The organism is Inquilinus limosus, assembly GCF_051487185.1.
GTDB classification, from domain to species: Bacteria; Pseudomonadota; Alphaproteobacteria; order DSM-16000; family Inquilinaceae; genus Inquilinus; species Inquilinus limosus_F.
Genome location: NZ_JAHVDK010000039.1, coordinates 31599 through 57961 on the forward strand (window position 1 = coordinate 31599; position 26363 = coordinate 57961).

Consider the following 26363-nt stretch of genomic DNA (forward strand, 5'->3'; position numbering starts at 1 on the left):
GGTCATCCCGGCACCGCGGCAGTATCCTGCCGGGCCGAAACAGCCGGAGGATCCCGCGATGCCCGAGGACCGCAAGGCCCGCGCGATCGGGTTCAACCACATCGCGCTCGAGGTCGGTGACATCGACGAGGCGCTGGCCTTCTACGGCCGGCTGTTCGATTTCACCCTGCGCGGCCGCTCCGAAGGCATGGCCTTCATCGACCTCGGCGACCAGTTCCTGGCGCTACAGCAGGGCCGCCGGCAAGGACCGGACGATGGGCGGCACTTCGGGCTGGTGGTGGACGACAAGGACGCGGTGCGAAGGGCGCTGGCCGAGGCCGGCGTCGAGGTGCTGCCCGGCCCGTTCCTCGACTTCCGCGACCCCTGGGGCAACCGGATCGAGATCGTCGGCTACGATAACATCCAGTTCACCAAGGTCCCGCATGTGCTGCGCGGCATGGGCCTGTCCCATCTCGGCAAGACCGAGCAGGCGATCCGGGAGCTGACGGAGAAGGGGATGGGGCCGGGGTGAGTGTGTTTCAGTGATTGAGACGCGGCCGGCCTGAAGCGGCTGGAGAGAGAGGATACGATCTCCACGGTATAGAACGCATGGATTTCAAGGCGTATCCATGGCTCTCTATCTCTATGCCGCGATATTTCTCATCGTGACTGCTTCAGTGCATTGGCTTCCCGGCTCGGAAGATCCTCAGTTCTGGCTCCCGATGTGGGCCATCTGTCTTACGCTCGTTCTCGGCCTCGTGCTGCGTCGGCTGTGGGTGCAGCATGTGCTGCAGGGCATCGCGATCGTCTTTAGTGTGGCCTGGACGGCGACAGTCGTCGCGATCGCCTGGAAGGGCTGGCCGTATTCCGATCTATTGTCTTCGATCGTGTCCCTCATCCCTGGGCTCGCCGCGATCGCGTTCTCGTGGGGGATGTTCCTGTTGGTCAGACAGTCCTTCCGCCGCTTGCCATAGGCCGGCACATCACAATCCGAACGCATAGGCTGGTCTGCTCCCGGTCGGCGCTTACGCGCCGACAGCGATCCACCGCCTCTCCGCCGCCGACCGGCCGATCGCCTCGCTCACCCGCTCCAGGGCCGCGGCCGCGGCGAAGTCCGGATAGGCGGCCGGGCCGCCGGCGATGGCGTCGAGGATCTGCGCGACCTCGATCACCTTGAGGTCGTTGAAGCCGAGGCCGTGGCCGGCGGCGGGGCTGAAGGCGCTGTAATGCGGGTGGGCCGGTCCGGTCAGCAGGGTGCGGAAGCCGTTGCGGTCGCCCGGCGCGGCGGCGGGCTGGTACAGCTGCAGCTCGTTCATCCGCTCCTGGTCGAACAGGATCGCGCCCTCGGTGCCGAACACCTCGAAGGCCAGGTGGTTCTTGCGGCCCCACGCGACGCGGCTCGTCGCCACCGTGCCGATGGTGCCGTCGGCGAAGCGCAGCAGGGCGTGAGTCTGGTCCTCGTTCTCCACCCTGGCCATCTCCGACGTGACCGCGGCGGCGCCGTCGCGGCGCTCACGACCCTCGCCGGCGGCGGGCAGGGGGCGCTCGGCGATCACCGTGCGCTGGTCGGCCGAGACCTCGGCGATCGGGCCGATCAGGGACAGCGCGACGCTGAGGATATGCGAGCCGATGTCGCCCAGCGCACCGCTGCCCGCCTGGTCGCGCCGGCAGCGCCAGGACATCGGCACGGCCGGGTCGGCCATGTAATCCTCGTCGCTGACTCCGCGGAAATAGGTGACGCGGCCGATGGCGCCGTCGCGGATCAGCTGCGCGGCGAAGGAGACGGCCGGGCTGCGCAGGTAGTTGTAGCCGACCAGCGTCACCGTGCCGGCCTTGGCGGCGGCCGACGCCATCTCCGCGGCGTCGGCGGCGTTGAGCGCCAGCGGCTTCTCGCAATAGACGTGCTTGCCGGCCTCGAGCGCCGCCAGCGCCATCGGCTTGTGCAGCAGGTTGGGGGAGGTGATGGCGACGAGACCGACCTTCGGGTCGGCGACGAGCTCCCGCCAGTCGCCGGTGGCGCGGGCGAAGCCGAAGCGGTCGGCGGCCTGCTGCGCCGCGCCGGCGTCGATGTCGGCCACCACCTCGAGCCGGGCGCCGAGCTTTGTCCGGAACACCGCGGGCGCGGCGCGGAAGGCCAGGGCATGGCATTCGCCCATGAAGCCGGTGCCGATCAGCCCGACGCCGATGCTGGTGGTCATGTCTGGCTCTTGCTCCCTTCCATCCTCCCCCTCCCCCCGCGGGAGGGGGGCAGGGGGAGGGGGTGTCGATGCCGGGAACGATCCGGCCGGTTTCGCTCTTGCTGTGCCGACCCCTCCCCCTACCCCCTCCCGCAAGGGGAGGGGGAGGGTAGAAGGGCAGGCCGGCGATTGTTGTCGGATCCTTATGCCGCGGCGTCGCTGCGTTCGAACTCGGCCAGCTCGGCGGTCAGGCTGGCCAGCTCCTGGCCGCCGGCCATCATCTCCAGCACCTGCTCGCGGCTGATCTCGCTCTTGGCGAAGGTGCCCAGGCAGCGGCCGCGGTTCAGCAGGGTGAAGGTGTCGGCCACCGGATAGGCGTGGTGCACGTTGTGGGTGATGAAGATCACCCCGAGGCCGCGCGCCCGCGCCTGCACGATGTAGCGCAGCACCACCGACGCCTGCTTGACGCCGAGGGCCGAGGTCGGCTCGTCCAGGATCAGCACCTTGGCGCCGAAATGCACGGCCCGGGCGATGGCGACGCATTGCCGCTCGCCGCCCGACAGGGTGCCGACCGCCTGGCCCGGGTCGCGCACGTCGATGCCGATCTCGCGCATCGCCTCGCGCGCGATGGCGTTCGCCTTGTCCATGTCGATGCGCCGGGTCGGGCCCCAGCCCACCGTCGGCTCACGGCCCATGAAGAAGTTCCGGGTGATGCTCATCAGCGGCACCATCGCCAGGTCCTGGTAGACGGTGGCGATGCCGTGGTCGAGCGCGTCGCGCGGCGAGGCGAACCGGACCTCGCGGCCCTCGACCAGCATCTGCCCTTCGTTCGGCTGGTGCACGCCGGCCAGGGTCTTGATTAGGGTCGACTTGCCGGCGCCGTTGTCGCCGAGCAGGGCCAGCACCTCGCCGGCGCGGACCGACATGGTGATGTCCTTCAGCGCCACCACCGAGCCGAAATACTTGGAGACGCCCTGTAGCTCGACGAGCGGGATGGATTGAGGGTTCACGACCGGCCTCCCGTCACCTTGCGGCGGATGTAGTTGTTCACCATCACGGCCAAGAGCAGCATCACCCCGAGGAAGACCTTGAACCAGTCGGTGTTCACGCCGGAGTAGAAGATGCCCATCTGCACCACGCCGAAGATCAGCGCGCCGAAGGCGGCGCCGATCACCGAGCCGTAGCCGCCGGTCAGCAGCGTGCCGCCGATCACCGCGGCGATGATCGCCTCGAACTCCTTCAAGAGGCCGCGGTCGGCGGCGGCGGAGCCGAATTCCATCACCTGGCAGGCGGCGAAGACGGTGGAGCAGAAGGCGGTGCCCATGAACAGCAGCACCTTCACCCGGCCGACCGGCACGCCCATGTTGCGGGCCGCCACGTTGTCGCCGCCGACGGCGAAGATCCAGTTACCGAAGCGGGTGCGCAGCAGCAGCCAGGCGCCGATCGCGGTCAGCACCACCCACCACACCACCAGCACCGGCAGGCCGGGCACTACCGGGGTGCCGTCCGGGAAGGTCGCGATCAGCCCCAGGCTGCCGGCCCAGCGGTACAGCCCGTCCAGCACGGTGCCGTAGAACAGCGGCGCCAGCCAGTCCGTCTCGGCCGGCCCCTTCAGCCCGCCGACGATGGTGCGGTTGGTGAACAGGATCGACAGCGCGATGGTCATGCCGCGCAGGATGAACAGGAAGGCCAGGCTGACGATGAAGCTGGGCAGGCCGGTGCGCACCACCAGCCAGCCGTTCAGCGCGCCGATGGCGAGGGCGCCGGCGAAGGCGAAGGCCAGCGACAGCCAGACCGGCCAGCCGAAGAACACGGTCGGGATCGCGATCATCATCCCGGCGAAGCCGATCATCGAGCCGATCGACAGGTCGAACTCGCCGGCGATCATCAGGAGGCTGGCGCCGACCGCGAGGATGCCGAGCTGGGCCGAGACCACCAGCCAGTTCGACACGCCGTCGGCGCTGAACATGCCGGAGCTGCCGGCGGCGATGGCGAAGAAGACGAAGACCAGCACGGTGCCGGCCATGGCGCCGAGCTCGGGGCGGGAGAGCAGGCGCGAGGCGAGGGAGACGGAGCGCAACCGCTCGTCCTGGGCCGGGCGCGGGGCACCGCCGGGGCGCGGACCCCTGGTGTCTGTCTGGATGGTGGTCATGGCGTCTTCCGGGCTTGTGGGCGGGAAGAGGGAAGGGCTGCCTGGCCTTCGGCCGGCGCTTCCGTTTCTTCTTGTCGGGTCAGGGGGAGCGCCGCCGCAGCGGCGCTCCCGTGCCGCTTACCGGTATTCGCCGGCCAGCTTCTCGACCAGGCCGATATTGTCCTTGGTGATGAAGCCGGGGCCGGAGTTGATGTTGTTGCTGGGGATCACGCCGTAGCGGGCGTAGTTCGCCAGCAGCACCACCGGCAGGTAGCCCTGGAGATAGGGCTGCTGGTCGATGGCGAAGGTCACGGTGCCGTCCTTGACGCCGGCGGCGATCGCCGGGCTCAGGTCGAAGGTGGCGAAGAACACCTTGCCGGCCTGCTTGTTGGCCTGCAGCACGGCGATGGTCGGCTCAGCCGAGTTGGGGCCCAGCGTCAGGATGCCGTTGGTGTCAGGGTTGGCGCGCAGATAGGCCGAGACCTTGGTCTGCACCTCGCCCGGGTCCATGCCCGAATCGATCATCTGGTTGCCCAGCGGCACGCCGAGCGCGTCGGCGAAGCCCTGGCAGCGCTCCACCGAGGCCGGGTTGGTGATGTAATGGTTGACGCACAGGAACTTGGTGACGCCGGCGGCCTTGGCCTTCTCGCCCGCGCCCTTGCCGGCGTCGTATTCCGGCTGGCCGATATGCATCAGCGCGCCGAGCTGTTTGCTCTGCTCCGCCGTGCCGGAATTGATGGTGATGACCGGGATCCCGCGCTTCACCGCATCGGTGATCGGGCCCTTCAGCACATCGAAATCGGCGATGGTGATGATGATGCCGGCGGGCTTCGACGCGGTGGCCTGCTGCAGGATGCGGGCCATGTCGGCGAGGTCGCCGGTCGACGGGTTCTGGTAGTCCACAGTGGCGCCGATCTGCTGGCCCGCGTCGCGGATCGCGGTCTTGATCGTGTTCCACCAGCTGTCGGAATCGGGCGCGTGGCTGATCAGCACGAAGCGCTCATTGGCCGCTTGCGCCGGCTGGGGCGCCGCCGCCAGGCCCAGCGCCATGGCGGCCGCCATGGCCGCACCGCACAGCAATGTCCGAAGCATTCCTGGTCCTCCCTCGGTTTCGTCGCCCGATTCGTCGGGGCCGGGAGAGGGGCGTGTGCCCGGATCCGGCGCCGGTGTCGGTCGATCACTGGAATTGAACAGGATTTTTAATCGGAAGGCAATTCAGAATTTCTGTTCCATTTCCGGTCCGGCCGTTTCACGACGGCCGCGCCAGCAGCCCGGCCTCCAGGATCGCCGCGGCCCGGTCGGCCAGGGCGTCCAGCCCGCCATCCCGCACCAGCTCCTCCGCCAGCTGGCCGGAGATGAGCAGCAGCGCCAGGCCGTGCAGCTGCGCCCAGGCGGTCACCACGGCGGCCCGGTCCGCCGTCGGCGCCAGGCGGCGGACGGCGCGGCGCAGCCCGTCATAGGCGCGCTCCGATGCTTCCCACAGCGCCGGGTCGGACGATTTCTCCAGGGTGCCGTCGAACATCAGCCGAAACAGCCCCGGCTGCTCCCGGGCGAAACCGAGATAGGCGCGGAACCCGGCCGCCAGCCCGGGCGCGGCCGGTGCCGAGTCCCGGAGGGCCTCCAGACAGGCGGAGAGGGCGACGAAGCCCTCCGCCGCCACTGCCGCCAGCAATGCCTGGCGGGTCGGGAAATGGCGGTAGGGCGCGTTGTGCGAAACGCCGACCCGGCGGGCGACGTCGCGCAGGCTCAGCGCCTCCGGCCCGGATTCCTCCAGCAGCGTGCGGGCCGCCGCCACCAGCGCCCGGCGTAGGTCGCCATGGTGGTAGGGCTGGTCCGGTCCGCTTCGCTCTGATGTTGACACAGCCCACATCCGTCCTTATGTTGCTGACGCCAACATCGGCCGGAAAAGTCGTCCTTGTAAAGGGTGACATTCGGGGCCCAACCGGGGGACGATATCCGATGCTCTCTCTCATCCTCGCCGCGCTGTTCTGGGTGGTGCTGCATCTCGGCGTCGCCGGCCCGCTCCGCCCGGCCCTGGTGGGTCGGCTGGGGGAGAACGGCTATCGCGGGCTGTTCTCGGCGCTCAGCGCCGTCGGCCTCGTCTGGCTGATCCTGGCCTATCGCGACGCGCCTTACGAGCCGCTGTGGACTCCGGCGCCCTTCTGGGTCTCGGCGGTGCTGGTGTTCCTCGGCTTCGTGCTGCTGGCCTACAGCCTGGGCCCGTCCAACCCGACCCAGGTGGGGGCGGAGCGGATGGGCAGCGAGCTGCCGGTCCACGGCATCACCCGCATCACCCGCCACCCGATGCTGTGGGCCTTCGCCCTCTGGGCGGCGGCGCATCTGGCGGTCAACGGCCATTGGGCCGGGCTGCTGCTGTTCGGCGCCGTCCTGGTCACGGCGCTGAACGGCATGGTCTCGATCGACCGCAAGCGGGCGGCGCGGCTCGGCCCCGCCTGGGACGCTTTCGCCCGTCGCACCTCGCGCCTGCCCTTCGCCGCCGTGCTGGCCGGTCGCGGCGAGCTCAAGCTCGGCGAGCTGGCGCTGTGGCGGCTCGGCCTCGGGATCGTCCTGTTCGTCGCCGCGCTGTGGCTGCACGGCTTCCTGTGATCCGGCCTCAGTTGAGCACTTCGCGCAGCGCCTCGACCACCCGATCGACGTCGCCGTCCTGCATGCCGGGGAACAGCGGCAGCGACAGGCAGCGGGCGTAGAAGGCCTCGGCGCCGGGCAGGGGGCGGCGGCCGTAGATCTCCTCGTAATAGGGCTGCCGGTTCACCGGGATGTAGTGCACCTGGGTGCCGATTCCTTTGGCGTGCAGGGCGCGCACCACCTGGCCGCGGGTCTGGCCGATCGTGGCGAAGTCGATCAGCACCTCGTAGAGATGCAGCACCGGGTCGCAGCCGGGCGCCTTGGCGATCGGCCGCACGGCAGGGGCCAGCGGCGCCAGCGCTTCGTCGTAGCGCGCCGCCAGCGCCCGGCGCCGGGCCTTGAACCAGTCCAGCTTGCGCAGCTGGCTGATCCCGAGCGCCGCCTGGATGTCGGTCAGCCGGTAGTTGAAGCCGATCTCCTGCATCTCGTAGTACCAGGGGTTCACCCCGGCCTGGGCAGGATCGACCGCCAGATCGGTGTTGATGAAGGCGTCCGGGTCCCGGGTCATGCCGTGGGAGCGCTGCCGGGCCAGCTTCCGCTGCAGCTCCGGATCGGCCGCGGTGACCATGCCGCCTTCGCCCAGCGCGATGGTCTTGACCGGGTGGAAGGAGAAGCAGGCGAGGTCGGAATGGGTGCAGGTGCCGACCTGGACTCGGCCCTCCGCCGTCTCGTATTCGGTGCCCAGCGCGTGGCAGGCGTCCTCGATCACGAAGGCGCCGTGCCGCCGGGCGATCTCGGCGATCGGGGCCAGGGCGACGGTCTGGCCGGCCAGATGCACCGGCAGCACGGCACGGAACCGGCCCTCCGGATGGATCTGCGGGATGCGGGCGATCGCCGCCTCCAGATCGTCGGGCCGCATCAGCCCGGTCTCCGGATCGACATCAGCGAAGACCACGTCGGCCCCGACGAATCGGGCGCAGTTGGCGGTGGCCAGGAAGGTCACCGCCGGGACGACGCAGACATCGCCCGGGCCGAGGCCCAGCGCCAGCGCCGCCAGATGCAGCGCCGCGGTGCCGTTCGAGCAGGCGGCGGCGAAGGGCGCGCCGGTGGCGGCGCAGAAGGCGCGCTCGAACTCGCCGACCGTCGGGCCGGTGGTCAGGTAATCGGCCTGCAGCGCCCGGGCGACGGCGTCGATGTCGTCCTGGTCGATGTATTGGCGGCCATAGGGCAGGAAGGTCACGGTCATCGCCTCCGAACCGCGCGGACCTGGACAGGGCAATGGATCGACGGACCGGCCGTCAGTTCGCGTGCCGCTCGAGGATCTCCAGGAGCTCGCGGTTGTCCAGCCACTCGGTGTTGTTGTCGCTGCAGTAGCTGAAGCGGTCGGCCACCGGCTTGCCACCGCCGTCCTCGGCGAAGGAGGTGCGGGTGTATTCGCCGAATTGCGGCTCGATCACATAGCGGTCCGGCAGCTCCACCGTCGCATACGCGTCATCGACCGCGATCATCGCCTCGTGCAGCTTCTCGCCCGGGCGGATGCCGACGGTCCGGTGCGGCAGGTCCGGCGCCAGGGCGCGCGCCAGTTCGGTGATCTTCATGCTCGGGATCTTCGGCACGAAGATCTCGCCGCCGCGCATGATCTCGAAATTCGACAGCACGAAGTTCACGCCCTGCTGCAGCGTGATCCAGAACCGGGTCATGCGGTCGTCGGTGATCGGCAGGTATTCCGCCTTCTGCTCCAGCAGCTGGCGGAAGAACGGCACGACGCTGCCGCGCGAGCCGACGACGTTGCCGTAGCGGACCACGGCGAATCGGGTGCCGATGTCGCCCGACAGGTTGTTGGCGGCGACGAAGGTCTTGTCCGAGGCCAGCTTGGTGGCGCCGTACAGGTTGACCGGGTTGCAGGCCTTGTCGGTCGACAGGGCGATCACCTTCTTGACCCGGTTCTGCAGCGCCGCCCAGACCACGTTCTCGGCGCCCGTGATGTTGGTGTGGATGCATTCCGACGGATTGTGCTCCGCCGCCGGAACCTGCTTCAGCGCCGCCGCATGGATGATGTAGTCGACGCCGCGGGTGGCCAGCGCCAGCCGCTCGCGGTCGCGCACGTCGCCGATGAAGAAGCGCATGCAGCCGTGCACCTCCGGCGGATAGGCCGCCCGCACGGCGTTCTGCATGTCGAACTGCTTCAGCTCGTCGCGCGAGAAGATGATCAGCTTCCGCGGGCGATAGCGCTGCAGGATGGTGGAGACGAATTTGCGCCCGAAGGAACCGGTGCCGCCCGTCACAAAAAGGACTTTGCCGTTCAGGTCGACGAGGTTGTCGCCAAAAGTGCGGTACATGAATCACCAGCGCTGTTGAAAAGGACGGACAGCCACATGAAAGCTTGGGGAAGACCGGCCCGAAACCGCCCCGGTCCCCCCGTGCGCGAACACCTCAGCCTATAACCATATGCATAGTGATTTGCAACGCAGTCCGGTGGGGTGATTTGCGACGCGGTCCGGTGGGCCGTCGGCCGATGCTATCGCTTTGGGACGCCATCACTATTTTTTATGCCGGACCTCCCGTTTGGCGGGTGAGATCCGGCACAGGCGAGGGATTTAATCTGTAGGCCGAACCTCTCGGATCTGCGTGCCGAACGCCTCCAGCCGCCGGACCATCTCGGCCGGGTCGAGCAGCGTCTCCGGCAGATGCAGCCCAGGGGTCGCGGGCGTACCGCCGGCCAAGCCGAGCAGGCGTTCCACCGCGGAGGCGATGCCCAGCGCCGTCAGCGGCGCCTGGCCCTCGGGATGGACCAGCTCGTGCCGGCTGCGCCCGATCGCGCCATCCGGGCGTTCGCCCGTCATCTCGATCGTGATCTCGGTCGAGAAGGGCTCGCCGCGCCGGCGGCTGGCCGACTGGGCATAGGCGAGATCGAGGCGGATCGAGCGGGCATCGGTCGCGGCCGCGAGGCTGACCACATCCATCGGCGAATAGGCCTGGGCGGGCAGCTCGACGCCGTCGACGCTGCGGTAGGTGGCGGCCGCCTCCTCGCCGCCGATCCAGCTCCAGTGACCATCCTGCCGCACCTGGACCCGGGTGGTGGCGGTGACGATGCGGTCGTAATCGGCATAGGCGGCCGGTCCGCCCATGTCCTGCTCGTCCAGCAGGGCGCCGATCCGGATCCCGTCGATCCGCCGATACGCCCGGCCGAAATGCAAGGCCGGCAGCAGTGCCGCTCCGGCCAGCCAATGGCTGGCCAGCAGCACCGGCGCGGTCGGCCGATGGATCGCCTGCGCCACCTCCGGCCCGATCTCGAACACGCCGCTGGAGGTGCTGACATAGGGCACGCCGCGGGCCTGTGCGGCGCGCAGCGAGTTCAGGGTCGCGTCCTTGACGAAGACAGCGACGGCACCGAATTCCCGGCCCGGCTGGCCCAGATCGGGCCGTTCCAGGTCGATTGCCGCCGCGTCGGCGCCGCCGATCTTGCGGGCCACCGCCTCGGCCTTGGCCAGGTCGCGGCCGCCGATGGTGATCGGCAGCTGCGGCTGCAGCCGACGCAGCGTCGTGGCAGCACGGGCGCCGACCACGCCGGATCCGCCGATGATGAGAACTGGTTTCTGCTGGGTCGCGGGCATTACCATGGCTCCTGATGAGGCGCGGATCGGATGGCTCGCTGCCGTCCCAACCACGCGAACTTACATTTGGTAAGTTACCAATGGTAATTTCAAGGTCGGCGAGAGATGCTCGGCTCGGGAGTGCGGATCAGGAGATGAGCCCAGCCCCTGCGAGGAAGCTGTCGAAGGCGGAGCGGCGCGATCAGCTGCTCGACACCGCGCTCGCGATCGTGCGCGAGGAGGGGACCGATGCCCTGACCCTCGGCCATCTCGCCGAGCGCGCCGGCGTCAGCAAGCCGATCGCCTATGAGCATTTCGGCACCCGCTCCGGGCTGCTGATCGCGCTTTACGAGCGCATCGACGACCGCCAGGTCGCGGCGCTGCTGCAGGCCCTCGAGCGCACGCCGCGGCGGCTCGAGGACGTCGCCCGGGTGATGAGCGACGCCTACATGACCTGCTACCTGACGGTCGGGCCGGAGGCGCATGCCATCACTGCGGCGCTGAGCGGCGACGGGCAGATGGAGGCGTTTCACCAGCGGCTGCTCGACCGCTACGTCACCTTCTACCAGGACGCGTTGGCGCCCTATTCCGAGCTGCCTTCCGACGAGCTGCACCTGCGCTGCGTCGGCATCATCGGCGCGGCGGAGGCGATCTCGCGCGACATGCTGCGCGGCCGGGTGGACGAGGCCGGGGCGACGGCGGCCCTGGCCGCGCTGATCGTCGGCGGGCTGAGGGCTTAGGGTATCAGCCGCGCTCGCCGGCGCGATCCGCCCCCAGCAGCCGGATCGAGCTGGCCTGCGGCCCCATCGGGCCCTCGCCGGTGGCCGGGGTCAGATGGACCATCATGCCGACGGCCAGCTCGTCGAATCGGCCGTCGACCACGGCGTTGCGTGTGAAATACAGGCTGCCGGCGTCCTTCGCCTCGACGAAACCGTAGTTCTGCTCAGGGAACAGGCGGGTGATCGTGCCGGTCTCGCCCGCCGCCTCATGCGTCTTCACCTCGCCCTGGACGACGCTGGCGACGTCGTCCAGCTTGCGCTCGACCACGTCGAAGCTGTGGTTGACGACGGCGGCATGGTCCCGCGAGGTGCGCCGCTCCTCCGTCTCCTTGACCACGATCTTGGGCTTGGCCGGGATCTCGACCTCGACCGAGATGCCCAGCGGCGGCCTCGCGCCCCCTCGGCCGGGGCGATGGGGGGCTTCGATCACCACCCGGCACCCGATCAGGTTTGGATAGAGGCGATCGAGCCGCCCGACCCGCTGGTGCACGATCGCCTTCATCGCCTCCGAACCATCGATGTTCTTGAAGGAGAGCTGCAACGGCTTCTGCATTTTCGCGCCTCCATCTCGGTCGGGTCATCCGGGGCCGGCGGGCCGCCACCCCCATGATCGAACCGTTCCGGGCGGCTGCAGGTTCCCCGGCGGGCGTCATGCCGGGCCGGTAGCGGGCCAGCGCCAGGCGAGGGTAAAGCAGGCGGCCGCCAGCAGGGCCGCCGCAGTGCGCACATGGTTCCAGGCGGTCCAGCGGTCAATATAACGCGTCCAGAAGGCGGCCGCCTCGGTGCTGTTCGGATCGAGCGGCGCCAGCGCGTCGTTCAGCGGCACGTTGAACACCATGGTCACCGCGATGGTCCCCACGACGTAGAGTGCCGCGCCGGCCAGGACCAGGGCAGGCTGTGGGCCGGCCCAGCCGAACAGGGCGCCGACCGCCACGACGACGCAGAGGACCGCCGTGCCGAGAAAGACGCCGAGAAAGATCGGATTGATCACCACGATATTGATCGACTGCATGGCGGCCGCCCCCTGCGCCGCCGGCAGGCGGGCCAGGGCGCCCATCACGAAGGTCGAAAAGGCGAAGAAGATGCCGGCGACAAGTCCGGACCCCAGCGCCGACAGCAAGACCAGGATCGACATCAGGCGATCGCCCATCTCGGCTCTCCATGATCAGGAATTGGGGGACGGGGGCGGTTCAGCCGGGGCCGGTCTTGCCAGTCCCGCCGACGACCAGGATCGGTTCTTGCCTCGAATGCGGGGACAGGGCCATGATCTCCTCCCAATGTGAGAGTTTATCATGTTTTGTAAATGTGATAGTCTCTCATATTTTCTACGTCAAGCGGAATCGCCAAGGAGTCGTCATGGCCGCTGCCACCCCCGTTACCACCTCCGAGCTGGCAGGCCCGCTGCGCCGCGCGCCGAGCCAGCGCCGCAGCCGCGAGCGGGTGGAACGGATCCTGACGGTGGCGAGCGAGCTGATCGCCGCGCAGGGCAGCGACGCGCTGCGCATGGGCGAGGTGGCGGCGAAGGCCGGCATCTCGATCGGCTCGCTGTACCAGTATTTCCCGGACAAGGCGGCGATCATCCGTACCCTGGCCGAGCGCTATAATGCCGAGGGCCGGGCCTGCATCGAGGAGGGGCTGAGGGACGTGCGCGACGCCGCCGGGCTGCGCCGGGCCCTCGGCCGGCTGATCGACACCTATTACGGGCTGTTCCTGGCCGAGCCGGTGATGCGCGACATCTGGTCGGGTCTGCAGGCCGACAAGGGCCTGCGCCAGATCGACCTGGAGGACAGCCGGATCAACGGCCGGGTGCTGACCGAGGCCCTGGCCCGGATCGACCCGAAGGCCGACCGGGCCGATCTCTTCACCCGCGCCTTCCTGGTGATGCAGCTGGGCGAAGCGACGATGCGGCTCGCCATCTCCGTCGCCCGCGCCGAGGGCGACGCGCTGGTCGAGGCCTACAAGCGCATGGCGCTGAGGGAGCTGGCTCCGGAGTAGGGGCGACGGCGTTTCGCCCGTTCAGCCGGAATCGCCCAGGCGCGTTTCCGACCGGTGAATGCCGAGCCGCTCCGACAGACGGGCGGTCACGGCCCGCATGAGGCCCGGCGTCCCGCGATCGAGCCCATAGACGAAACCCGGGAAATCCAGGGGCTTCTGCAGCGCCCAGATGGCATCGTGGCGGTCCGGCGGCAGGATCTGGGCCGGATCGCCGACCGCGACCCAGCCGATCGGCACGGTCGCGCCTGCTTCGAGCCGGCTGCGGAGATGGACGGTGCCGTTGACCCTGATTTCCGCCCCGGCGCCGACGATCGCGCCGTGAAAGACAGCGGCCCCGGTGGCGATGAAGACCTCGTCGCCGATATCGGCGCCGACCACATGGCTGTTCGGCCCGACGAGGCAGTGGTCGCCGATCGTGCAGGGGTGCATGGCCGTGGCGCGGATAACGGCGTTCTCGAGCACAATGCCGTTGCGGCCGATCCGGATCGATCCCCCGGCCTCGGCCACCAGCCGGGCTCCATGCATGATCCGGGATCCCGCGCCGATCGTCACGTCGCCACAGACCGTTGCGTCCGGCGCGACCCATGCTTCAGGGTCGAGGTGGGGCCTGTGCTCTCCATATCCGGTGATCATCGCGTGCCTCCTTGATGGCCGGCATTCACCTGCGCGTCCTTCCCGACCGGGCAGCATCTTCGATGTGAGGAGAGGTGGTGCGGGCGGTCGGGGTCGAACCGACACTCTGTCACCAGAACTGGATTTTGAGTCCAGCGCGTCTGCCAATTCCGCCACGCCCGCGCGGGGCCGCATCATAGGGGGCGGCGGACTCCCGTCAACGAAATTGCGCGGGCGCTCACCCTTCGGCGCCGGCGGTCGGCAGGGCCAGGCCCGTCTTCACCGCGTCGAACACGAAATGGGTGTCGAAGCGCTTGATGTTCGGGTCGGTCATGAACAGCCGGTCGACCGCCTCGCGGCAGGCCCGCATGCCGGTGACGGCGAGGATCACCAGATAGTCCCGGCTGCCGGCCAGGTCGTAGCATTGCTGCACCTCCGGCGCCGCCCGCATGCGGTCCTGGAAGGCGCGGTGCAGGGCGACCGATTCCTGCTGCAGCGTCACGAACACCGCGGCCAGCACAACGCCGTCGAGGCGGCCGGGGTCGAGCACCGCAATCTGCCGCTGCAGCAGCCCGTCGGCGCGGTAGCGGGCGATGCGGCGCTGCACCGCGCTGGGCGACAGGCCGATGGTGTCGCCGAGCTCCTCCAGCGTCCGGCCGCTGTCGGCCTGCAGCAGGGCCAGCAGCTTGTGGTCGAGGCGGTCGAGGACGGGGGCGGGTTTGGGGCTCATGCAAGAATTTTGCGTTCACGTGCATGAGATTTCAACAACAGCCGGGGCGGCGCCGGCTAGAGTCCGGGCGGGTCAGCCAAGGAGACGCAGCATGGACACACAGGCCGCCACGCCGATCACGCCGCAGCAGATTCTCGCCGCCCGGGCCACGATCGACCCGGCGTTCCTCGACTCCCCGGCGATGCGGCACGGCGCGCTGGACGAGGCGCTGGGCTGCGCCTGCACGCTGAAGGTGGAGACGCTGAACCCGATCCGCTCCTTCAAGGGACGCGGCACCGAGGCGGTGATGGCCGCGCTGGAGCCGCGGCCTGCCGCCGTGGTCACCACCTCCAGCGGCAATTTCGGCCAGGGGCTGGCGCGGGCCGCCACCCGGCGCGGCATCGCCGCCACCATCCTGGCGCCGGCTGGGGCCAATCCGCTGAAGCTCGAGGCGATGCGCCGGCTCGGCGCCACGGTCCGGCTGGTCGACCCGGCCGAGGGCGACGGCAAGGATCTGGCCCGCCGCCTCGCCGCCGAGACCGGAGCGCTGTTCGTCGAGGATGGCGGCCATCCGATCATCGCCGCCGGCGCCGGGGTGATCGGGCAGGAGCTGACCGCCGCCGGCCATGAGGTCGACGACCTCGTGGTCCAGATCGGCGATGGCGCTTTGGCGACCGGCATCGGCTCTTGGTTCAAGGCCCAGGCGCCCGCGGTGCGCGTGGTCGGCGTGGTCGCCAGCGGCGCGCCGGCGATGGCGCAGTCCATCGCCGCCGGCCGGGCGATCGACACGCCGGGCACGGACACCATCGCCGACGGAATGGCGATCAGCCGGCCGGTGCCCTCGGCCGTAACGCAGCTGCGCGCCTGCGTCGACGAGATCCTGCTGGTCGACGACGACGCCATTCTCGCGGCGGCGCGGCTCTTGCTGCGCACCGCCGGGGTGGTGGCGGAACCCTCCGGCGCCGCCGGCCTGGCCGCGGTGATGACCAACCGCGACCGCTTCGCCGGCCGCCGGGTGGCGACGGTGGTCACCGGCAGCAATCTCGACGCTGCCTTCCAGGCCCGGCTGTTGGGGGCCTGATCGCGACATTTCTGCACTGGGCGGCGCCTCGGCCGCGCGGCATGATCCGCGCCATGTTGCGCCGCCTCGATCTCCTCTCCTGGCTCACCGCTGCCCTCGGCATCGTGGTGCTGGGCACTGTCCTTGCCTCGCAGTATCTCGGCGGGCTGCAGCCCTGTGAGCTCTGCCTCTATCAGCGCTGGCCCTGGGGGGCGGCGATCGTGCTCGGGGTGCTGGCCGCAGCGATTCGTCCCGCGCGCCGCGTCCTAGTGCTGCTCGCCGGCGCCGTGATCCTGCTCGGTGGGCTGCTGGCGGCCTACCATGCCGGGGTCGAGTACGGCTGGTTTCCGGGCTTCACCGCCTGCACCAGCGCCATCTCTCTCGGCAATGGCGACGTGTCGGCCTTGCGCGACCAGCTGCTGAACGCGCCGGTGGTGCGCTGCGACGTGCCGGGCTTCGTCCTGTTCGGGATCTCGATGGCGGGGTATAACGCCATCCTGTCGCTGGTCGCGGGGCTGGTCCTGCTGACCGCCGCGATCCGCCCGGGCAGCTCGAGGTCCGCATGACCGTCTCCCGCCGCCGCGCCCTGCCGGGCGACCTGCCCCGCCGCGAGCGGATCGCCCGGATGATCCGGGTCGACCATGCCGGGGAATACGGCGCCAAGCGCATCTACGAAGGCCAGCTCGCCGTGCTCGGCCGCGGCCCCAAGGGGCCGGTGATCGAGCATATGGCGGAGCAGGAGCGCGAGCATCTCGACACCTTCGACCGGCTGGTGGTCGAGCGCGGCGTGCGCCCGACCCTGCTGCACCCGCTCTGGCATGTCGGCGCCTTCGCCATGGGCGCGGCCACGGCGCTGCTCGGCGAGCGCGCGGCGATGGCCTGCACCGTCGCGGTCGAGGAGGTGATCGACGACCACTATGCCCGCCAGGCCGAGGCGCTGGGCGGGGATGAGCCGGAGCTGAAGGCGGTGATCGAGCGCTTCCGGGCGGAGGAGCTGGAGCATCGTGACATCGGGCTCGAGCACGAGGCCGAGCAGGCGCCGGCCTATCGTCTGCTCTCCGGCGCGGTGAAGGCGGCGACGCGCACCGCGATCTGGCTGTCCGAACGGGTCTGACGGCGATGCGGCTGCCTGCGTTTCTTGCCGCCGCAGCGGCGCTGCTGGCCGCGGCCGGCGCCCGGGCCGAGGATGTCGGCTGCGTCAACACCGCCTTCAAGCTGATCGGCCCGGACCACAAGGTCTGCGTCGAGGCCTTCACCGACCCCGATATCCCGGGCGTCGCCTGCTATCTCAGCCAGGCCCGCACCGGCGGCGTCTCCGGCTGGCTCGGCCTGGCCGAGGACCCGTCGCGCTTCGCCCTGGCCTGCCGCCAGGTCGGCCCGATCACCCTGCCGGAGCGCATCGACCGGCAGAAGGAGGTGTTCGATAGCTCGACCTCGATCCTGTTCAAGGAGACGCAGGTGGTGCGGATGTATGACCGGCCGCGCAACACGCTGGTCTACCTGTCCTATTCGACCAAGCTGATTGATGGCTCGCCGATGAACAGCGTCTCGGCGGTTCCGGTGATGCCCTGGGCGCAGTAGGAGACGGCGACCGAACCGGCCTCAGTGCTCCAGCTCGGTGTCCCAGTACAGGAAGTCGCGCCAGCTCTGATGAAGGAAATTGGGCGGGAAAGCCCGCCCATTCTCCTGAAGCTCGTAGGTCGTCGGCTGCTGCGGCGGCGTCAAAGGATGCATGCCGCAGTGGTCGGGCATCTGGTGCCCCTTGCGCAGGTTGCAGACGGAACAGGCCGCGACCACGTTGGTCCAGCTGGTGCGCCCGCCGCGGGAGCGCGGGATGACGTGGTCGAAGGTCAGCTCCTGCGACGGGAAACGCCCGCCGCAGTACTGGCAGCTGAAGCGGTCGCGCAGGAACACGTTGAACCGGGTGAAGGCCGGCCGCCGCGCCGAGGGGATGTACTCCTTCAGCGAGATGACGCTGGGCAGCCGCATCTCGAAGGAGGGGCTGCGCACCACCCGGTCGTATTCGGCGATGATGTTCACCCGGTCGAGGAAGACCGCCTTGATCGCCTCGTACCAGGGCCACAGGGACAGCGGGAAGTAGCTCAACGGACGGAAGTCAGCGTTGAGGACGAGTGCCGGGCAACTGTCGGGTGGGGGAGACACCATCCCACTCCTTCGCCATCACCTCGTGTCCCGCGGGGCCGCGGATGCGCCATGGATATACGCAGAAACCCGCTTGACGCAATATCCTGCGCCCAAACCCCAGGAAATGTCACGATCTCGTCACGCCGCTCCGCTCCGCCGTCTGGGGCAGGTGCCGGCGCAGCGCAGCGAGGCCGGCGGCGAGGCCCTCCGGATCGATGCCATGGCCGAGGCCGGGGCGCGCCAGGGTCTCCACCGCCACCCCGGCGCCTTGCAGCGCCTGGGCCGCCGCGGCCATGGCGGCGAAGGGCACCACCGGGTCCTCCTCGCCATGCACCAGCAGCACCGGCGGGCGCGAGCGGATGTCGCGGGCCAGGGTCGACGCGCCCAGCAGCGCGCCGGAATAGCCGATCACCGCGGCGCAGGGTCGCGGCCGGCGCAGCGCGGTGTAGAGCGAGGTCATGGTGCCCTGGCTGAAGCCGACCAGCGCCAGGTCGGCGTCGGTCAGGCCGCGCTCGGCCAGAGCCTGGTCGAGGAAGCCGTTCAGGACCGGCACCGTGACCTGCAACCCCGTCTCCATCACTGACGCCGTCCGGTCCTGCAGGCTGAACCATTGCCGGCCGAACGGCGCCATGTCGCAAGGCTCGGGCCCGTCCGGCGCCAGGAACTCGGCCTCGGGCAGCTGCTGGGCCCAGTAGGGCGCCAGGCCGATCAGGTCCTGGCCGTCGGCCCCGACGCCGTGCAGTAGGACGATCAGGGCCTTGGGGGCGCGGCCGCTGGCCGGGGCGAGGCGGGGGCCGAAGAGGGGGCGCATCGTGTCCATGCGCCATCTGTCCCGACCCCCGCCCGGCCTGTCAACCAGGCGCCTTCACGTCTGTCGGCCCCGGACGGGCATCTGGACTCATGGAAAAATGGGATCTGGACCCATCGGGAGGGCATCTGGCACCACCGGTTACCCCCATCTGGACCTACCGGGTTATGCGCGGCTGGATAGATTGGGGCCGTTCCTGCAGCGCGACGCCAGTCCCGGCCCGACCGGGGCGGCGGCATCGGGGGGAGGCGATCATGGCGGTGGTCGAGGGAACGGCGTGCATCCAGGTGGAGCCCGCGGTGGACGGCACGGCGTCGGCGCGGCAGCGGGAGCGGACGGCACGGGTCGCCGTGCTGGCGGTGATCCCGACGCTGGCCGTCACCGCCTGGTCCGTCCTGGCCTCGAACTCCCTGGCCTTGGCCGCCGACCTGCTGCTGACCGTGCTCGACACCGCCTGCGTGCTGGTGGCCTGGATCGTGGCGCGGCGGGCGCTGGCCGAGCGGCCGGCGGGGCTCGACTACGGCACCGGCAAGCTGGAGAGCCTGGCCAGCGCCGTGGTCGGGGTGTTCATGGTCGCCTCGCTCTGCCTCGTCACCACCCTGGCGGCGCTGCGGCTCTGGCAGGGCGGCGCCGCGGTCGCGGGCAGCGGCGTCTTCGCCGGCCTGGCGATCAACCTGGTCTATGGCCTGGTCAACGGCGCCATCCTGCTGCGTTACCGCGCGCAGCGGCGGCACGACCCGTCGCCGCTGGTGCAGTCGCAGATCCGCCTGTTCATCGACAAGGTGACCTCGAACCTGCTGATGGCGGCGGCCCTCGGCGGCGCCGTGCTGTTCCGCGACACAGCGATCGGCCCCTATATCGACCCGGTCGCCAGCCTGCTGGTGGCCTTGTCCATGGCGTTCTGGGCGGTCCAGATCATCCGCAGCAGCATCGGCGAGCTGATCGATGCCGCCTGCGGCGAGGACGTGCGCCGGCCGCTGGCGGCCGCGCTGGCCCGCTGCGCCGGCGGCTTCGGCGATCCCGGCGTCATCCGCACCCGCCGGGCGGGCGGGGTGGTCTATGTCGAGATCGAGCTGGGCTGCGCGCAGGAGATTTCAGTGGCCGCCATCGAACGGCTCCGGATCGAGCTGATGGCCATGCTGCGGCCGCTGATCCCGGCCCTGTCCGTCGCCATCCTGCCGCGGCCCCTGGCGGCGCCGGCCGGACCTCGCCTGATGGCCGCCGCAGCCTAGTGCGGCCGCGGGCCTGACGCGGCGGCGGGGACTCCTTCTCTGTTCCCGCATGACCGTCGTGACCCGCTTCGCCCCCAGCCCGACCGGCTTCCCGCATCTCGGCTGGCGCCGGTTGTGTCAACCGGACGTGCCGCCATGCCGGCTCAGCTGAGCGCCCGCCAATCGGCGCTGGCCGTGCCAGCAGCTTTCCACCAGGCCTTTGTCGTTGTGTTCAGATATTCGTCTCCGATCCATCGTGGAATGATGCCGGCTGTCCCTGGATCCACGGTCCCGGACCGCACGTCCGGGGCAGAACCGAGGACAATTCCGAACCATACGGTGCCGTCCGGCGTCCACAGATAGAGGTCGACGGGGCCAGTACCCCAGGCCGGTGGCGTCCCGCCCCGCCAGGTTACCGGCGGGTGGCCCGTCGTGGCTTGGGCGAAGAAGGGTTGCCCGCCGACGCCCGCTGCAGGGTTGGTGATCCTCAGGTACAGTTCTGCGCCAGGTGGAGAGTAGGTCGTCAGGGAGTCCGGATCAGTGCTGGAAGCGCTCGGCAGCATCAACTGCCCGTTCGTGATCAGGCTGAACGATTGGTGCCTGCCGTTCTCAAGCAGGATCGGAACTTTCCTGCCGGTCGCACCCCGATCATAGATTCCGTCCCGGCTCATCGCGACCAGCGCACTGTTCGACAGGCGGTACAGTGTCCCCTGCGACGTGTCCGGAGTCTCGGCGATGAACAGATCCTGGCTGAGGATATTCGGCAAGGTGATGCTGCGGACCAGCCTGAAGGGCATCGCGGCGGCAATGCGATGCGGGGACCGGACCCGAATCTGCCGCGCAAGGATTGCGGGCCGTTGCGCCAGGTTGATGTCGCAGACGCCGACCAAGCCGGCTGCCAGCAGCGTGCGATAGGTCTTGGCGACCGTTTGACCGACCTCGTCGTCGCCAACCTTGAGCGCGACCCCGCCATCGGGTGGGACAACCATGCCCGGGCCTGGCCGCACCACCACGAATTGCGGTCCGGTTGCCGGTTTCAGCACGGACAGAATCCGGGCAAAACCGCCTTGCCAGGTCAAAATCGTGTTCTCCGCCAGCGCGACAGACCCATCGACCAGCAGGTAGTCGCTGTTGCGGGCGATCTCGACGACTTCATCGCGGAACAGGATGTCCGCGGTGACACTGGTGGCCGCGGGATGAAGCTCCACCAGCGCCCCCGACGCAGCCTTGTAGTCGGAATCCGGTTCGATGGTCATTCGGGTCGTGCTGGCCTGACCGAGAATCAGGCCGCGCTCCCACTCGCCGGCGATATAGGCGTTGCCGATCAGCAACTCGCCGAAATTCTGTCCCCAAGGCGATCCCTGGTTGACGACGTTGCCGTCCGCATCCTGGGCGGCGTAGGCGGCGACCTGCGGTCCGGCCGAGGCGAACAGAGATCCGATGTTGAGAAAGCCCCCGGCGATCCAGAGCGCCTCGGCTTTCGATTCCTGGACGCGGACCGATGCCAGAAAGCAATCGTCCGTGGCGGTCAACTGGGACCGGATCGCGTTCTTCGACGATCTGGCGAAGAGCTTCCGCACGGTCATTCCCACGCCGGCCGCGCAGTAAGCCGTGGTGCGGAGATATTGCCAGCCGATGTGGTCGTTAGCGCCGACCCTGATGTTGCCGACATGCGTGGGCGGTGTCGGATTGAGCTGATAGCTGCTCATGCCGGCATCGAGCGTGACGCGGTATGTGCGCCCGTCGTGGACGACGAACCACCCATCCAGGACGAAGCGACCTGCCGAATGGCGGACCACCACCGGGTCTTTGCTGTTTGAGTCCTTCAACTGCCCATCGGGCAGGAACTGGTTGTCGGGCGTGGGATCCACTTCGTAGTTGAGCAGGTACTCCAGATAGGAGGCTCTGTTCATGACGTATCTTGGCGCGTCGGCGGCGGCTGCCGCGGCGCCCGAGGAGACATAAACGCGTCGGTTGTGGGATACGACGGTGCCGGGGGCGTAGGTCTGGCCTTTGTTCCAGATCGTGCCCTGGTCTGGGGTGTAGATCGCGTAGTCCAGCCCCTGCGTGTGGATTGCGTCCCAACTGCTGTTGCTTCCGCCCATACCGGGGATGTTCGGAACCGTCGTTCCGTCCGGCGTGGTCAGGATTCCCCAGCTGGCGCCGTAGGCTGCCAGACCGGCGCCCGATGTCGCCGTCTCGCTCTGCACCAGAACAGTGCCGTTGAAGTTGGACTGACCGCCCCGGCGATTGTCGAGGACGCATTTGACAGGCGTGCCATCGACCGAGCTCGCAGCGCCGTTCCAATCCGGGACATTGGTGAACGAGCTGGTCTCGGCGGCTGCGATGATCGTCGCGTCGAACCTGACGGACATGAAAGGCCGCTTGAACGTCAGCGAACGCGTCGTCCTGAATTTGCCGATGATCGAGACCTCGACAGGGTTGCCAGCATCGATCCTCGCCGCGGCGTAGTCCAGCATCGAGGCGAGAGCCGGTCCGTCATCCGAGGTCGGCGCCCCGTTGCCGACGGCCCCGAACTGCTGCGCTTGGATGACATTGCTGTCCAGCAGGCGCAACCAGCGGCCTTCGGCATCGGGATCGCTGCTAGGATTGAAAACCATGCCGTCATCGGCCGGCGCGGTCGAGTGGGCGTCCCAGACAAAGAAGCCACCGCCGCCGTCACCTTGCGAGGCATAACCCATCACGCTGACATAAGTCGGATCCGTGCCCTCCGGGACCGTCAGTTTGGATGTATCCGAGAGGACTTTGACGTCAGCGGCATCCAGAGCCATGGTCATCTCCAGAGATGTGTCGGGGACATATCCGCGGCCGGTCGGACCGACCACAGGAGGATGTTCGGTAGTCAGATGAAGATTCGTGGGCTTAGAGGTTTGTGGCCGTCAGATTGCGGGCCACGGGAGCGGGGTGTTGTGCGGCCTGTTTCAGTGGATCGGCCGTTGCGTCGACATATCTTGCGGGTATCGGTGCGCCAAAAACTTAGATTCCGAACTATCCCAGCCAAGTTTAGTACCTGCCGATAATCAGTCGTTGACCCGGTGGCCGTCAATTAACAAATCGTTTCCAAATACAGGCAAACCAATGGTAGTTGCCCAGACTGCATCGAGGACGTGCTTGGCAGACAGTGTGAGGCTGACCGTTGCTATGATCTGGCCGTCCCGTTCCGATCATTCGCAGAAGCCGCAATGTGCGGCATCGCCTGTTCCCGCATGACCGTCGTCACCCGCTTCGCCCCCAGCCCGACCGGCTTCCTGCATCTCGGCCACGCCCATTCGGCGCTGGCCGGCTGGCGCCGGGCGCGCGAGGCGGGCGGCCGTTTCCTGCTGCGGATCGAGGACATCGACCAGGGCCGCTGCCGGCCGGAACTCGAGACGGCGATCCTGGAGGACCTGGCTTGGCTCGGCCTCGATTGGGACGGGCCGGTGCGGCGCCAGTCGGAGCATTGGGACGACTATCGCGCGGCGCTGGCGGTGCTGGAAGGGCAGGGGCTGATCTATCCCTGCTTCTGCACCCGGCGCGAGATTCAGGCCGAGATCGCGGCGATGCAGAGCGCACCGCACGGCCCGGCCGACACGCCGGAGGGCGTGCCGCTCTACCCCGGCACCTGCCGCCGGCTGTCGCCGCAAGAGCGCGCCGACCGCCTGGCCGAGGGGCGGCCTTATGCCCTGCGGCTCGACATGGCCGAGGCGATGCGGCGCAGCGGCCCGCTGTCCTGGACCGACGAGCTCGCCGGCGAGCAGGCGGCGCGGCCGGAGCGGCTGGGCGACGTGGTGCTGGCGCGCAAGGACACGCCGACCAGCTATCACCTCGCGGTGACGGTGGACGACGAGATCCAGGGCGTCACCGTGGTCACCCGCGGCCTCGACCTGTTCGAGGCCACGCATGTCCACCGCCTGCTGCAGGCGCTGCTGGGCTACCGCGTGCCGGTCTGGCGCCACCACGGCCTCTTGACCGACGCCGCGGGCAAGCGCCTGGCCAAGCGCAGCGACGCGGCGTCGATCCGCGCGTATCGGGCGCAGGGCAGGTCCGCCGCCGAGGTGCGGGCGCTGGCGGGGTTTCCGGATTAGCATCGGCCGGAGACACCCACCGAGTCCGGAGCCGAGATGTCCGCCGCACCGATCGTCCGCTTCGTCCGCCCGACCGATTTCGACCAGTGGCTGCCGCTCTGGGACGGTTACAACGAGTTCTACGGCCGCGCCGGCGAGACCGCGCTGCCGGCCGAGATCACGAAGGCCACCTGGGCCCGCTTCTTCGACGCCTATGAGCCGGTGCATGCGCTGGTGGCGGAGGCCGACGGCCGGCTGCTGGGCCTGGCGCATTACCTGTTCCACCGCAGCACCACCATGCTGGGGCCGACCTGCTATCTGCAGGACCTGTTCACCAGCCCGGCGGCGCGCAGCCGGGGAATCGGCAAGGCCCTGATCCACGGCGTCTACGACCAGGCCCGGGCCGCCGGCGTCACCCGCGTCTACTGGCAGACGCACGAGACCAACCAGACCGCCATGGGGCTCTACGACCAGGTGGCCGACCGCTCGGGCTTCGTGGTGTATCGCGGGCGGCTGTAGCCGGGGCTAAGGCCTACCGCTCCAGGATCTTCTCCCGCTGCTCCTCGTACTCGTCCTGGGTGATCGCGCCCTGGCGATAGGCGTTGTCCAGGTCGATCAGCTCCTGCCCCGTGGTCGTTCCCCCGACGGGGGGCGGCGTGCGGCTGCTGCCGCCGCAGGCGGCGACCGGAAGGGCCAGTCCGAGGGCGAGGGCGAATGGCAGGATTCGCATGGGATCTCCCGGGGGCGACATTGGTTGTTGAACGCCATGCGGCGCGCTTTGTTCCGCTTAGTCGAGCCCGCTTTCGGCGGACAGATCCGTCGGTCCGCGCAGGCCGCGGCACAGCTCCAGATAGTCCGGTTCCTCCGGCCCCACGAACCCGCGCCGGAGCGCCAGATCGATGATCACCAGGGCGACGTTGAACTTGAACTCCTCGGTGTCGCGCACCCGCTCCAGCACCGCCGGCAGCGGCCAGCGCCGGAAGCCGTCGACCTCGCCGTCGGTGTTGCGCGGCGTGAAGTCGGGCGCCAGCGCCAGGTCGTAGACGAACAGCGTGTCCCGGCGCAGCCCTTCCGCCGTCTCCATCATGTAGGTGATGGCGCCGGCCGGCACGGCCCGCCGAGCCAGCTCCGGCGGGATCGCGGCCTCCTCGGCGCATTCCTTGACCACGTTCTCGGTCAGGCTCAGCCCGGCCGGCTGGCCGCCGGCGACGATGTTGTCGAGCTTGCCGGGCGCCAGCGCCCGGTCGGCCGCGCGCCGGGCGATCCACAGCAGCGGACCGTCCGCCGCATCGACCAGGCCGTTGAGATGGACGCCGAAGGACTTGATGCCCAGCGCCACCGCCGCGCTGCGGTCGACCGTGGCCAGCAGCGGCGCGCCCCATTCCGCCAGCACCGGATAGGGCTCGTCGCGCCGCTTGCGCACCAGCCCGGCCTCGATCAGCCGGTCGGTGACCTCCTCCAGCGCCTGGGTCCGCGCCTCCGGCCCGGCCAGGCGGTCGTCCAGCCGCCAGCCGCGGCCCTCCGGCCGCAGCGGGCCGGGCCGCCGGTCGAACAGCGCGGCCATCGGCGGGGTGACCCAGCCGGCGATGGTGTCGCCGATCCGCCAGGGGCGAAGCCGGGCCGGATCATGGGTGGTGCAGGTGCGGATTCGGTCGAGCAGGCTCATCGTCTCCTGGTGTAAAGCATGTTCCGCGCCCGGAAAACGGCGGTCCCGCGGCGGCCCGCCCCGGGGCGCGCGCAGGATGGGGGTGCAACCGTCCGCCGGAAGGCTTAGTTTGGGGCCCGATCACGGCCTCGGCGTCGAGGCCGGCGGTCCGGAATGGAGGAATAGCGGGTGCGGCAGGTTGGGATCGGGCGGATCGCGACGACGGGCGGGGCGGCGCTGCTGCTGCTCGCCCTGGCCTGGCCGGCCGCCGCGGCGCCGGACCTCGGCAGCCTGTCGGCCGACGACATGCGGGCGCTGCAGCGCATCCTCGAGACCGAGCGGACCAATGCGACCAAGCGTCTGCCCTCGGGCCTCTCGGTCACCGTGCTCAAGACTCAGACCTCCCCGCGCATCTGCCGCGTCTTCCGCATCGGCCGCCAGGGCCAGGAAGGCCAGGCGGTGGGGTGCCGCATCGGCGTCCAGCGCTGGGCGCTGAACGCCTCAATCGAGGCCGCCCAGGCCGCGCCGGTCGAAGCGGCGCCGGCGGAGCCGGTGGTGCGGCCGAAGGTGGTGGCCCAGTCGCGTCCGGTCCAGAATTCGGAGGATGAGGGCGTGGAGGAGGCCGGGGCCGCGGCCCCCGCCCGCCGGGCGGCTCCCGACGCTGCGCCCGATGCCGGCAAGGCGCCGGTGGAAACCCAGGTGGCGGCGCTGCCGCGGGCGCCGTTCCAGGCGCCCAAGCCCCAGATCCGCCCCCGCGACCTCGACGCGCCGGAGCCGGCGGCCGCGGGGCCGACCCAGGCGCCGGTGCCGCGGACGGCTTCATCCCCGGTGCGATCCTGTTCATGACCTATTGGTTCCCGGCCAAGGCG

At 69.5% G+C, this 26363-nt stretch carries 30 protein-coding genes and 1 tRNA gene; 13 read left to right on the plus strand and 18 right to left on the minus strand.

Features of this window, described 5'->3' with window-relative positions; translation table 11 throughout:
* Positions 1–58: 58 nt before the first annotated feature.
* A complete protein-coding gene (locus KXR53_RS32065) occupies positions 59–511 on the plus strand; it encodes a VOC family protein (protein ID WP_437379684.1) in 453 nt (150 codons plus the stop codon).
* A gap of 97 nt (positions 512–608) precedes the next feature.
* On the plus strand, positions 609–953 hold the full coding sequence (locus KXR53_RS32070) for a hypothetical protein (RefSeq protein ID WP_437379685.1): 345 nt from the start codon (positions 609–611) through the stop codon (positions 951–953).
* A gap of 51 nt (positions 954–1004) precedes the next feature.
* On the opposite strand, the gene KXR53_RS32075 is transcribed toward KXR53_RS32070, so the two are convergent.
* The 5 genes from KXR53_RS32075 to KXR53_RS32095 all read right to left on the minus strand — a co-directional run bounded on the left by KXR53_RS32075 (position 1005) and on the right by KXR53_RS32095 (position 6148).
* Positions 1005–2177 carry a Gfo/Idh/MocA family protein gene (locus KXR53_RS32075; protein WP_437379686.1) on the minus strand — a complete coding sequence of 391 codons (1173 nt, stop codon included), beginning with the start codon at positions 2175–2177 and terminating at the stop codon, positions 1005–1007.
* Positions 2178–2359: 182 nt separating this feature from the next.
* On the minus strand, positions 2360–3166 hold the full coding sequence (locus KXR53_RS32080; protein WP_437379687.1) for an ATP-binding cassette domain-containing protein: 807 nt from the start codon (positions 3164–3166) through the stop codon (positions 2360–2362).
* Positions 3163–4308: an ABC transporter permease gene (locus KXR53_RS32085; RefSeq protein ID WP_437379688.1), complete on the minus strand. Its 1146-nt coding sequence runs from the start codon at positions 4306–4308 to the stop codon at positions 3163–3165. Before KXR53_RS32085 ends, KXR53_RS32080 begins: the two co-directional genes overlap by 4 nt.
* 117 nt (positions 4309–4425) lie before the next feature.
* On the minus strand, positions 4426–5379 hold the full coding sequence (locus KXR53_RS32090; RefSeq protein WP_437379689.1) for a sugar ABC transporter substrate-binding protein: 954 nt from the start codon (positions 5377–5379) through the stop codon (positions 4426–4428).
* 157 nt (positions 5380–5536) lie between these two features.
* Positions 5537–6148 carry a TetR/AcrR family transcriptional regulator gene (locus KXR53_RS32095; protein WP_437379690.1) on the minus strand — a complete coding sequence of 204 codons (612 nt, stop codon included), beginning with the start codon at positions 6146–6148 and terminating at the stop codon, positions 5537–5539.
* A gap of 98 nt (positions 6149–6246) precedes the next feature.
* Between KXR53_RS32095 and KXR53_RS32100 the strand changes: the two genes are divergently transcribed.
* Positions 6247–6894: an NnrU family protein gene (locus tag KXR53_RS32100; protein ID WP_437379691.1), complete on the plus strand. Its 648-nt coding sequence runs from the start codon at positions 6247–6249 to the stop codon at positions 6892–6894.
* A 7-nt stretch (positions 6895–6901) separates the two neighbouring features.
* Here the strand turns inward: KXR53_RS32100 and pseC are convergent, their stop codons facing one another.
* From pseC to KXR53_RS32115, 3 genes are all read right to left on the minus strand, one after another.
* Positions 6902–8119 (minus strand): UDP-4-amino-4,6-dideoxy-N-acetyl-beta-L-altrosamine transaminase, encoded by a 1218-nt coding sequence (gene pseC / locus KXR53_RS32105; RefSeq protein ID WP_437379692.1) that lies wholly within the window; start codon positions 8117–8119, stop codon positions 6902–6904.
* A 52-nt stretch (positions 8120–8171) separates the two neighbouring features.
* Entirely contained in the window at positions 8172–9212 is a 1041-nt protein-coding gene (pseB, locus tag KXR53_RS32110) for a UDP-N-acetylglucosamine 4,6-dehydratase (inverting) (protein WP_437379693.1), read from the minus strand.
* 258 nt (positions 9213–9470) lie between these two features.
* On the minus strand, positions 9471–10487 hold the full coding sequence (locus KXR53_RS32115; protein WP_437379694.1) for a hypothetical protein: 1017 nt from the start codon (positions 10485–10487) through the stop codon (positions 9471–9473).
* 134 nt (positions 10488–10621) lie between these two features.
* Between KXR53_RS32115 and KXR53_RS32120 the strand changes: the two genes are divergently transcribed.
* Complete coding sequence (locus tag KXR53_RS32120) at positions 10622–11206, plus strand: TetR/AcrR family transcriptional regulator (RefSeq protein WP_437379695.1); 585 nt, start codon at positions 10622–10624, stop codon at positions 11204–11206.
* A gap of 4 nt (positions 11207–11210) precedes the next feature.
* Here the strand turns inward: KXR53_RS32120 and KXR53_RS32125 are convergent, their stop codons facing one another.
* Positions 11211–11798 (minus strand): HPF/RaiA family ribosome-associated protein, encoded by a 588-nt coding sequence (locus KXR53_RS32125; protein WP_437379696.1) that lies wholly within the window; start codon positions 11796–11798, stop codon positions 11211–11213.
* Positions 11799–11894: 96 nt separating this feature from the next.
* Positions 11895–12395 carry an anthrone oxygenase family protein gene (locus KXR53_RS32130; RefSeq protein WP_437379697.1) on the minus strand — a complete coding sequence of 167 codons (501 nt, stop codon included), beginning with the start codon at positions 12393–12395 and terminating at the stop codon, positions 11895–11897.
* Positions 12396–12601: 206 nt separating this feature from the next.
* Between KXR53_RS32130 and KXR53_RS32135 the strand changes: the two genes are divergently transcribed.
* On the plus strand, positions 12602–13240 hold the full coding sequence (locus KXR53_RS32135; RefSeq protein WP_437379698.1) for a TetR/AcrR family transcriptional regulator: 639 nt from the start codon (positions 12602–12604) through the stop codon (positions 13238–13240).
* 21 nt (positions 13241–13261) lie between these two features.
* Here the strand turns inward: KXR53_RS32135 and KXR53_RS32140 are convergent, their stop codons facing one another.
* The 3 genes from KXR53_RS32140 to KXR53_RS32150 all read right to left on the minus strand — a co-directional run bounded on the left by KXR53_RS32140 (position 13262) and on the right by KXR53_RS32150 (position 14582).
* Positions 13262–13930 (minus strand): gamma carbonic anhydrase family protein, encoded by a 669-nt coding sequence (locus KXR53_RS32140; protein ID WP_437379699.1) that lies wholly within the window; start codon positions 13928–13930, stop codon positions 13262–13264.
* Between the two features lie 18 nt (positions 13931–13948).
* Positions 13949–14035, minus strand: a tRNA-Leu gene (locus KXR53_RS32145).
* A gap of 55 nt (positions 14036–14090) precedes the next feature.
* Complete coding sequence (locus KXR53_RS32150) at positions 14091–14582, minus strand: Lrp/AsnC family transcriptional regulator (RefSeq protein WP_437379700.1); 492 nt, start codon at positions 14580–14582, stop codon at positions 14091–14093.
* A 91-nt stretch (positions 14583–14673) separates the two neighbouring features.
* On the opposite strand from KXR53_RS32150, the gene KXR53_RS32155 reads away from it, so the two are divergent.
* The 4 genes from KXR53_RS32155 to KXR53_RS32170 are packed head-to-tail and all read left to right on the plus strand — an operon-like array spanning position 14674 to position 17202.
* Positions 14674–15642: a threonine ammonia-lyase gene (locus KXR53_RS32155; protein ID WP_437379701.1), complete on the plus strand. Its 969-nt coding sequence runs from the start codon at positions 14674–14676 to the stop codon at positions 15640–15642.
* A 53-nt stretch (positions 15643–15695) separates the two neighbouring features.
* Positions 15696–16187 (plus strand): disulfide bond formation protein B, encoded by a 492-nt coding sequence (locus KXR53_RS32160; RefSeq protein ID WP_437379702.1) that lies wholly within the window; start codon positions 15696–15698, stop codon positions 16185–16187.
* Positions 16184–16735, plus strand: a complete 552-nt coding sequence (locus tag KXR53_RS32165; RefSeq protein WP_437379703.1) for a demethoxyubiquinone hydroxylase family protein — start codon at positions 16184–16186, stop codon at positions 16733–16735. The genes KXR53_RS32160 and KXR53_RS32165 overlap by 4 nt, the downstream gene beginning before the upstream one ends.
* A gap of 5 nt (positions 16736–16740) precedes the next feature.
* On the plus strand, positions 16741–17202 hold the full coding sequence (locus KXR53_RS32170; RefSeq protein WP_437379704.1) for a CreA family protein: 462 nt from the start codon (positions 16741–16743) through the stop codon (positions 17200–17202).
* A gap of 21 nt (positions 17203–17223) precedes the next feature.
* Here KXR53_RS32170 and KXR53_RS32175 read toward each other — a convergent pair whose 3' ends face one another.
* Together KXR53_RS32175 and KXR53_RS32180 are read right to left on the minus strand one after the other, a co-directional pair.
* Positions 17224–17787 carry an HNH endonuclease gene (locus tag KXR53_RS32175; RefSeq protein ID WP_437379705.1) on the minus strand — a complete coding sequence of 188 codons (564 nt, stop codon included), beginning with the start codon at positions 17785–17787 and terminating at the stop codon, positions 17224–17226.
* A 106-nt stretch (positions 17788–17893) separates the two neighbouring features.
* Positions 17894–18586 (minus strand): alpha/beta hydrolase, encoded by a 693-nt coding sequence (locus tag KXR53_RS32180; RefSeq protein WP_437379706.1) that lies wholly within the window; start codon positions 18584–18586, stop codon positions 17894–17896.
* A gap of 242 nt (positions 18587–18828) precedes the next feature.
* On the opposite strand from KXR53_RS32180, the gene KXR53_RS32185 reads away from it, so the two are divergent.
* Complete coding sequence (locus KXR53_RS32185; protein WP_437379707.1) at positions 18829–19806, plus strand: cation diffusion facilitator family transporter; 978 nt, start codon at positions 18829–18831, stop codon at positions 19804–19806.
* Between the two features lie 143 nt (positions 19807–19949).
* Here KXR53_RS32185 and KXR53_RS32190 read toward each other — a convergent pair whose 3' ends face one another.
* Entirely contained in the window at positions 19950–22577 is a 2628-nt protein-coding gene (locus tag KXR53_RS32190; protein ID WP_437379708.1) for a hypothetical protein, read from the minus strand.
* A gap of 435 nt (positions 22578–23012) precedes the next feature.
* On the opposite strand from KXR53_RS32190, the gene gluQRS reads away from it, so the two are divergent.
* Both gluQRS and KXR53_RS32200 read left to right on the plus strand, forming a co-directional pair.
* Positions 23013–23870 (plus strand): tRNA glutamyl-Q(34) synthetase GluQRS, encoded by an 858-nt coding sequence (gene gluQRS, locus KXR53_RS32195; RefSeq protein WP_437379709.1) that lies wholly within the window; start codon positions 23013–23015, stop codon positions 23868–23870.
* A gap of 36 nt (positions 23871–23906) precedes the next feature.
* Positions 23907–24368 carry an N-acetyltransferase family protein gene (locus KXR53_RS32200; RefSeq protein ID WP_437379710.1) on the plus strand — a complete coding sequence of 154 codons (462 nt, stop codon included), beginning with the start codon at positions 23907–23909 and terminating at the stop codon, positions 24366–24368.
* 13 nt (positions 24369–24381) lie between these two features.
* Here KXR53_RS32200 and KXR53_RS32205 read toward each other — a convergent pair whose 3' ends face one another.
* Together KXR53_RS32205 and KXR53_RS32210 are read right to left on the minus strand one after the other, a co-directional pair.
* Positions 24382–24579, minus strand: coding sequence for an SHOCT domain-containing protein (locus KXR53_RS32205; protein WP_026872014.1), 198 nt, complete (start codon positions 24577–24579; stop codon positions 24382–24384).
* A gap of 57 nt (positions 24580–24636) precedes the next feature.
* A complete protein-coding gene (locus tag KXR53_RS32210; protein WP_437379711.1) occupies positions 24637–25515 on the minus strand; it encodes a DUF4743 domain-containing protein in 879 nt (292 codons plus the stop codon).
* Positions 25516–25683: 168 nt separating this feature from the next.
* Between KXR53_RS32210 and KXR53_RS32215 the strand changes: the two genes are divergently transcribed.
* Positions 25684–26340 (plus strand): hypothetical protein, encoded by a 657-nt coding sequence (locus KXR53_RS32215; RefSeq protein WP_437379712.1) that lies wholly within the window; start codon positions 25684–25686, stop codon positions 26338–26340.
* Positions 26341–26363: the final 23 nt, after the last annotated feature.

Excerpts from the sequence above, each read along its gene's own strand:
- KXR53_RS32065 (WP_437379684.1), top strand. The coding sequence starts at position 59 with ATGCCCGAGGACCGCAAGGCCCGCGCGATCGGGTTCAACCACATCGCG.
- KXR53_RS32070 (WP_437379685.1), top strand. The coding sequence starts at position 609 with ATGGCTCTCTATCTCTATGCCGCGATATTTCTCATCGTGACTGCTTCA.
- KXR53_RS32075 (WP_437379686.1), bottom strand. The coding sequence starts at position 2,177 with ATGACCACCAGCATCGGCGTCGGGCTGATCGGCACCGGCTTCATGGGC.
- KXR53_RS32085 (WP_437379688.1), bottom strand. The coding sequence starts at position 4,308 with ATGACCACCATCCAGACAGACACCAGGGGTCCGCGCCCCGGCGGTGCC.
- KXR53_RS32090 (WP_437379689.1), bottom strand. The coding sequence starts at position 5,379 with ATGCTTCGGACATTGCTGTGCGGTGCGGCCATGGCGGCCGCCATGGCG.
- KXR53_RS32100 (WP_437379691.1), top strand. The coding sequence starts at position 6,247 with ATGCTCTCTCTCATCCTCGCCGCGCTGTTCTGGGTGGTGCTGCATCTC.
- pseC (WP_437379692.1), bottom strand. The coding sequence starts at position 8,119 with ATGACCGTGACCTTCCTGCCCTATGGCCGCCAATACATCGACCAGGAC.
- pseB (WP_437379693.1), bottom strand. The coding sequence starts at position 9,212 with ATGTACCGCACTTTTGGCGACAACCTCGTCGACCTGAACGGCAAAGTC.
- KXR53_RS32115 (WP_437379694.1), bottom strand. The coding sequence starts at position 10,487 with ATGCCCGCGACCCAGCAGAAACCAGTTCTCATCATCGGCGGATCCGGC.
- KXR53_RS32120 (WP_437379695.1), top strand. The coding sequence starts at position 10,622 with ATGAGCCCAGCCCCTGCGAGGAAGCTGTCGAAGGCGGAGCGGCGCGAT.
- KXR53_RS32125 (WP_437379696.1), bottom strand. The coding sequence starts at position 11,798 with ATGCAGAAGCCGTTGCAGCTCTCCTTCAAGAACATCGATGGTTCGGAG.
- KXR53_RS32130 (WP_437379697.1), bottom strand. The coding sequence starts at position 12,395 with ATGGGCGATCGCCTGATGTCGATCCTGGTCTTGCTGTCGGCGCTGGGG.
- KXR53_RS32135 (WP_437379698.1), top strand. The coding sequence starts at position 12,602 with ATGGCCGCTGCCACCCCCGTTACCACCTCCGAGCTGGCAGGCCCGCTG.
- KXR53_RS32140 (WP_437379699.1), bottom strand. The coding sequence starts at position 13,930 with ATGCTGCCCGGTCGGGAAGGACGCGCAGGTGAATGCCGGCCATCAAGG.
- KXR53_RS32150 (WP_437379700.1), bottom strand. The coding sequence starts at position 14,582 with ATGAGCCCCAAACCCGCCCCCGTCCTCGACCGCCTCGACCACAAGCTG.
- KXR53_RS32155 (WP_437379701.1), top strand. The coding sequence starts at position 14,674 with ATGGACACACAGGCCGCCACGCCGATCACGCCGCAGCAGATTCTCGCC.
- KXR53_RS32160 (WP_437379702.1), top strand. The coding sequence starts at position 15,696 with ATGTTGCGCCGCCTCGATCTCCTCTCCTGGCTCACCGCTGCCCTCGGC.
- KXR53_RS32165 (WP_437379703.1), top strand. The coding sequence starts at position 16,184 with ATGACCGTCTCCCGCCGCCGCGCCCTGCCGGGCGACCTGCCCCGCCGC.
- KXR53_RS32170 (WP_437379704.1), top strand. The coding sequence starts at position 16,741 with ATGCGGCTGCCTGCGTTTCTTGCCGCCGCAGCGGCGCTGCTGGCCGCG.
- KXR53_RS32175 (WP_437379705.1), bottom strand. The coding sequence starts at position 17,787 with ATGGTGTCTCCCCCACCCGACAGTTGCCCGGCACTCGTCCTCAACGCT.
- KXR53_RS32180 (WP_437379706.1), bottom strand. The coding sequence starts at position 18,586 with ATGGACACGATGCGCCCCCTCTTCGGCCCCCGCCTCGCCCCGGCCAGC.
- KXR53_RS32185 (WP_437379707.1), top strand. The coding sequence starts at position 18,829 with ATGGCGGTGGTCGAGGGAACGGCGTGCATCCAGGTGGAGCCCGCGGTG.
- KXR53_RS32190 (WP_437379708.1), bottom strand. The coding sequence starts at position 22,577 with ATGGCTCTGGATGCCGCTGACGTCAAAGTCCTCTCGGATACATCCAAA.
- gluQRS (WP_437379709.1), top strand. The coding sequence starts at position 23,013 with ATGACCGTCGTCACCCGCTTCGCCCCCAGCCCGACCGGCTTCCTGCAT.
- KXR53_RS32200 (WP_437379710.1), top strand. The coding sequence starts at position 23,907 with ATGTCCGCCGCACCGATCGTCCGCTTCGTCCGCCCGACCGATTTCGAC.
- KXR53_RS32205 (WP_026872014.1), bottom strand. The coding sequence starts at position 24,579 with ATGCGAATCCTGCCATTCGCCCTCGCCCTCGGACTGGCCCTTCCGGTC.
- KXR53_RS32210 (WP_437379711.1), bottom strand. The coding sequence starts at position 25,515 with ATGAGCCTGCTCGACCGAATCCGCACCTGCACCACCCATGATCCGGCC.